At 48.7% G+C, this 5,372-nt stretch carries 3 protein-coding genes and 1 pseudogene; all 4 read left to right on the forward strand.

All coding sequences use genetic code 11. The features are described from left to right. Window positions 1-227, forward strand: a 227-nt coding sequence (locus tag RMO84_RS11215) for a hypothetical protein (RefSeq protein WP_310488548.1), incomplete at its 5' end; no start/stop codon positions are given. A gap of 271 nt (window positions 228-498) precedes the next feature. Beyond that, complete coding sequence (locus RMO84_RS11220) at window positions 499-1,335, forward strand: peptidoglycan-binding protein (protein WP_310488549.1); 837 nt, start codon at window positions 499-501, stop codon at window positions 1,333-1,335. A gap of 196 nt (window positions 1,336-1,531) precedes the next feature. Further along, window positions 1,532-3,547: a biosynthetic arginine decarboxylase gene (speA, locus tag RMO84_RS11225; protein ID WP_310488550.1), complete on the forward strand. Its 2,016-nt coding sequence runs from the start codon at window positions 1,532-1,534 to the stop codon at window positions 3,545-3,547. Window positions 3,548-3,914: 367 nt separating this feature from the next. Further along, window positions 3,915-5,372, forward strand: a pseudogene (locus tag RMO84_RS11230) (class I SAM-dependent DNA methyltransferase); the annotation flags it as partial.

Raw genomic sequence — 5,372 nt, forward strand, 5'->3', positions numbered from 1 at the left:
GTTTCAAAGGCGATGGAAGCGAGACAAGACAAGACAGCGAGACAAGACAGACGGGAACCTCAGCGCGATTTCAATCGCTCCCCGCCCCCCGCCCTTACAAAAAAACGCCCCAACTCGCCAATAAAGGCAAGTCAGGGACGAATAATCAGGGTGCATCTACCACTCCTATATCCACGCCTTCGATCGCTCAATCGGGACAAATTTCCAATCTCTTTCCGACCAAATAATTAAAATCCCTATTCCCTATCCCCTATTCCCTATCCCTACCCTCTACCCTCCCCTCAAAAAAACGCCCCAACTTGCCAAAAAGGCAAGTCAGGGACGAATAATCAGGGTGCATCTACCACTCCTATATCCACCCGTTCGATCGTTAAATCGGGACAAAACCAATAAATAAATCTAGAGAAATCTAGAGCGTCTACAGCCGATCGAACTACAATAACGGATTACGATCGAAATAAGTTTTATAATCGATTCACCCCTAACCCCGAACACCTGATGACTACAGTGAAAGAAGCGATCGACCAGATGATTCGCGCTCGCAATGTCGATACCGGACGAGTCAGCGGCTTAAGTCGGCAAATTATCGCGCAAATGAATACCTTGGCAAATGGGATTTTAGTCAGTTTTGAAAGCTTGCCGGGAATTGAAGGTAGTGGCGCGAGCTTGAATCTCTATCTCCAAACTGGTGCGAAAGAATCTCTGCGTGCGGCACTGCGAGAGGGAACCGCCAAACAACCCGGCCTTAAAATGACCATTAACTCGGCTTATCGTACTGTCGCCCAGCAGCATATCCTCTACCAAGTTTTTCAGCGCGATTCCAAATTGATCCCATTAGCATCGAAACCGGGCAATAGCAATCATGAAAATGGCTTGGCGATCGATGTCAACAATTACAATGCCTGGAAGCCTTATCTGACAGCGCATGGCTGGCATTGGCTCGGCGGTAACGATCCCGTCCATTTTTCCGAAACTAGCGGTCGGAACGATCTCAATAAGCTGGGCATCGCTGCATTCCAGTCGCTGTGGAATCAATATCATCCCCAGGAGCCGATGACTGTCGATGGCAATTTTGGTGCCCAAACCGCAGCCAAAATGGATAGTGCGCCGATTGGGGGCTTCGGGGGAACCAGCGTCTTGCACCTGGGCGATACTGGCACAGAAATTACCCGCATTCAGCAACGACTTGCCAATCTCGGCTATGTTACTGCTGTTAATGGTTCATTCGATCGCCAAACCCAAGCAGCAGTTATCAAATTTCAAACCCAACAGGGATTGGCAGCAGATGGCGCGATCGGTCAGATGACCTTAAAGGCATTGGGAATTAAGCTCTAAACCTGTCTAGCAGCGAAACTATCTATAATAAGGATAATCCGTCAGTTTACAGATGAGTTTTGGCCGATCGCTCGGGTATCTTAAAGACAACCTTAGCGAATCGAAACGATCGAGAGATCCTGAGAATAATGCGTTAAGATTGCGATCGGGAATTTTTCAGATTGGGAAAATGGGATAGGACGTGGCACAAAACAATATGGAATTAGAGCTACCAGATCCAACTGTAGCAGCAGAGTTGAATCAACTGTTGAAGAGTACTGTCAATCCTCAGGATAAAGCTACTGTGGGTGTCAAACATCAGCTCCAAGTCGAACCGCCCAAAGCACCTTGGACGATCGAGGATAGCGAGGATCTGTACCGAATTGAAGGTTGGGGCGAGCCTTACTTTTCGATCGATACGGCGGGACACGTTACCGTCTCACCACAGGGCGATCGCGGTGGCTCTTTAGATCTATTCGACCTGGTATCCTCGTTGCAACAGCGCAATCTAGCACTACCGATGCTGATCCGGTTTTCGGACATCTTGGAGCACCGGATCGAGCGGCTCAATGCCTGTTTTGCTAAGGCGATCGCCCGTTACAATTATGGCGGTGTCTATAAAGGGGTATTTCCGGTTAAGTGCAACCAACAAAAGCACTTGATTGAAGATTTGGTTAAATTTGGCAAGCCCTATCAATTCGGCCTCGAAGCCGGTTCTAAGCCAGAATTGACGATCGCGATCGCCATGCTCGACAACCCTGGTTCGTTGCTAATTTGCAACGGCTACAAAGATCGCGAGTATATCGAAATGGCGATGCTGGCGCAAAAATTGGGGCAAACACCGATTATCGTGCTAGAGCAGATCGAAGAAGTCGAAATCGCGATCGCCGCTGCTAAATCTCTGGGCATCAAACCTAATCTCGGCGTCCGTGCCAAGCTCAATGCCAAAGGCATCGGGCGTTGGGGCGTATCCAGTGGAGATCGGGCTAAATTTGGGCTGACGATCCCAGAAATCATTATGGTGGTAGATCGGCTCAAGGAGGTCGATATGCTCGACTCCTTGCAACTGCTCCACTTCCACATCGGTTCCCAGATTTCCTCGATCTCGGTAATTAAAGATGCGATCGGCGAAGCGAGCAAAATCTACGTCGAACTCGTCCAACTGGGCGCGAATATGAAATATCTCGACGTCGGCGGTGGCTTGGGCATCGACTACGATGGCTCCCAGACCAATTTTCACGCCTCAAAGAATTACGATCTCCAAAACTACGCCAACGATATCGTCGCCGAAGTTCGCGAGACTTGTAATGAAAAAAATATCCCCGTCCCCACTTTAATCAGTGAAAGTGGTCGCGCGATCGCTTCCCACCAATCCGTATTGATCTTTGATGTCCTGAGTACCTGTGAAGTCCGCACCGACTTGCCCCAACCCAGCATTACACCCGAACATCAAATCGTCCGCAACCTGTGGGAAACATACGAGAGCATCAGCCCCGAAAATTTTCGGGAAGCATTCTACGATGCCAACCAATTTAAAGAAGAAGCCCTCAGCCGCTTTAAATTTGGCTACCTGACGCTTACCGAGCGATCGCGCGCCGAACAACTCTACTGGGCGTGCTGTCAAAAAATCCTCGATATCGCCAAACGCGAGGAATATATGCCCGAAGATTTGGAAGAACTCGAACAAATCATGGCGTCGATCTACTATATCAATCTGTCGGTGTTCCAATCCGCACCCGATAGTTGGGCGATCGATCAACTCTTCCCAATCATGCCGATCCATCGTCTGGATGAAGAACCCACCCGCCGGGGCATCCTCGCCGATCTCACCTGCGATAGCGATGGCAAAATCGACCAATTCATCGACCTCAAAGACGTTAAACACGTCCTCGAACTGCATCCGATGGAACCCAATAAACCCTACTACCTGGGCTTATTCCTCGGTGGTGCCTATCAAGAGATCATGGGCAATCTCCACAATTTATTCGGCGATACCAATGCCGTCCACATCAAACTCACGCCCAAAGGCTACAAAATCGAACACGTCGTTAAGGGCGATACGATGCAGGAAGTCGTCGGCTACGTCCAATACGATGTCGAAGATCTGATCGAGAGCATTCGGCAAAAAGCCGAACAAGCCCTCCTCGAAAACCGCATCCAGATTTCCGAAGCCCAACGCCTGTTGCAAAACTACGAGCGCAGTCTCTCTCAATACACCTACCTCTCACCCTGATCGCTCGATTCAACCGACGGCAAAACACAGCTAGTCAATCTAGAGCATTTCTTCAATATCGAAGAGATGCTCTAATTTTTTGCTCTCAATAATTAGCACGATCGATCTTACGAGATCGTTTTGATTGGTAAATATTATTAGCTCGATCTAGATATTCTCTTCAATGTAATTACGGATGCCATTTCGATCGATCTGGAGATCTATATCGATCGAGTCTCCACTGATGAGAACTACTCATTAATTCAATAGAGATTATGTCCGGATCGGGGTGAAAGCTAATGTATCCCCCCTTTGACACAGCAGGAAAACGATCGATTCAGTAGTCGTGTAAATAGCTGGTGCTTGGGTATATTGCGAACTACCCACCATGATTGCATCTGCGCCCAAGCTCGATCGAATCGAATCAGCCTTAAAGTCACTTACCGATACTCGCAGCCTCAAAGAACTTTTCTACGATCGATTGCATTACGATCGAGTCAGCGAACCTATTTCTACTCGCAGATTTTCGGATTCGGTGCGGGCTAGTCTGGGGGATAGCGAACCGCTACTATTGGCTAATGGTGGAGTCGGGGGACAGTTTAAGGTCATTTACACGCGGTTGAGTTCCCAGCAGATCTACAAGCAGGAGCAGCGGGGGATTATTGAGGCGTTGTTGGGTATTCATCCACACTCGCTGTTTGTTTTCTCTAATCAGGCTCAGGATGACTGGCATTTTATTAATGCTAAACATGACGAGCAGAATACTCAACGGCGGTTGTTGCGGCGGATAGTGGTCAATCAGCGCGAACAACTACGCACGGCGATCGAACAAATTGGTGAGTTAGATTTACAGGCGATCGGTCAGGAATGCGGGAAGAAGGCGATCGAGCTTGCGCCGCTGGAGATTCAGATTCAGCATGATGAGGCGTTTGATGTTGAGAAGGTAACGGATCGGTTCTTTTCTGAGTACAAGCTGGTATTTGAATCGGTTGAGGGTTCGATCGAGGGCATCGAAAACGATGAGCAGAAGCGGTTATTTACGCAGAAGTTGTTCAACCGTCTGATGTTTATTGCTTTTGTCCAGAAGAAGGGCTGGCTGGAGTTTAATGGCAGTCAGGATTACTTCAAGGTTCTATGGCAGGATTATAAAAAGGCGAAGTCGCAGCCGTTGGGGAATTTTTATCGCGATCGATTGTCGCATTTGTTCTTTGAGGGTTTGAACGATCCTGATAAGCAGGGTGACAAGAAACTGATTAAGCTAATTGGCAATGTGCCGTATCTGAATGGCGGATTGTTTGAGGCGGATGCGAGTGAGATAGTGCCTGGGATTGTGGTGCCGGATGGGGCGATCGAGAATATTCTCACGAAGTTATTTGACAGGTTTAATTTTACGGTGAGTGAGAGTACGCCGCTGGATGTGGATGTGGCGGTAGATCCTGAGATGTTGGGCAAGGTGTTCGAGGAGCTGGTGACAAATCGGCATGGTTCGGGGAGTTACTATACGCCGAAGCCGATCGTGGCTTTTATGTGTCGGGAGACGTTGAAGGGTTATTTGAAGTCGAAGTGTGCTGAGGATGGGGAGAAGATCGATCGATTTGTGGATGACCATGAGAGTGGCGATCTAGCCGATCCTGAAGCTGTTTTGAATGCCTTGAAGACTGTCACTGCTTGCGATCCGGCTTGTGGCAGTGGTGCGTACCTATTGGGGATGATGCACGAGTTACTGGAGCTAAGAGCGTGTCTATTTGCCAGCGATAAGCTGGGGGCGGAGAGTGTCTATGCGCGGAAGCTGGAAATTATCGAGAACAATCTTTATGGGGTGGATAAAGATGTGTTTGCGGTCAAT

This window comes from Chamaesiphon sp. VAR_69_metabat_338, from assembly GCF_031423935.1.
GTDB lineage: Bacteria > Cyanobacteriota > Cyanobacteriia > Cyanobacteriales > Chamaesiphonaceae > Chamaesiphon.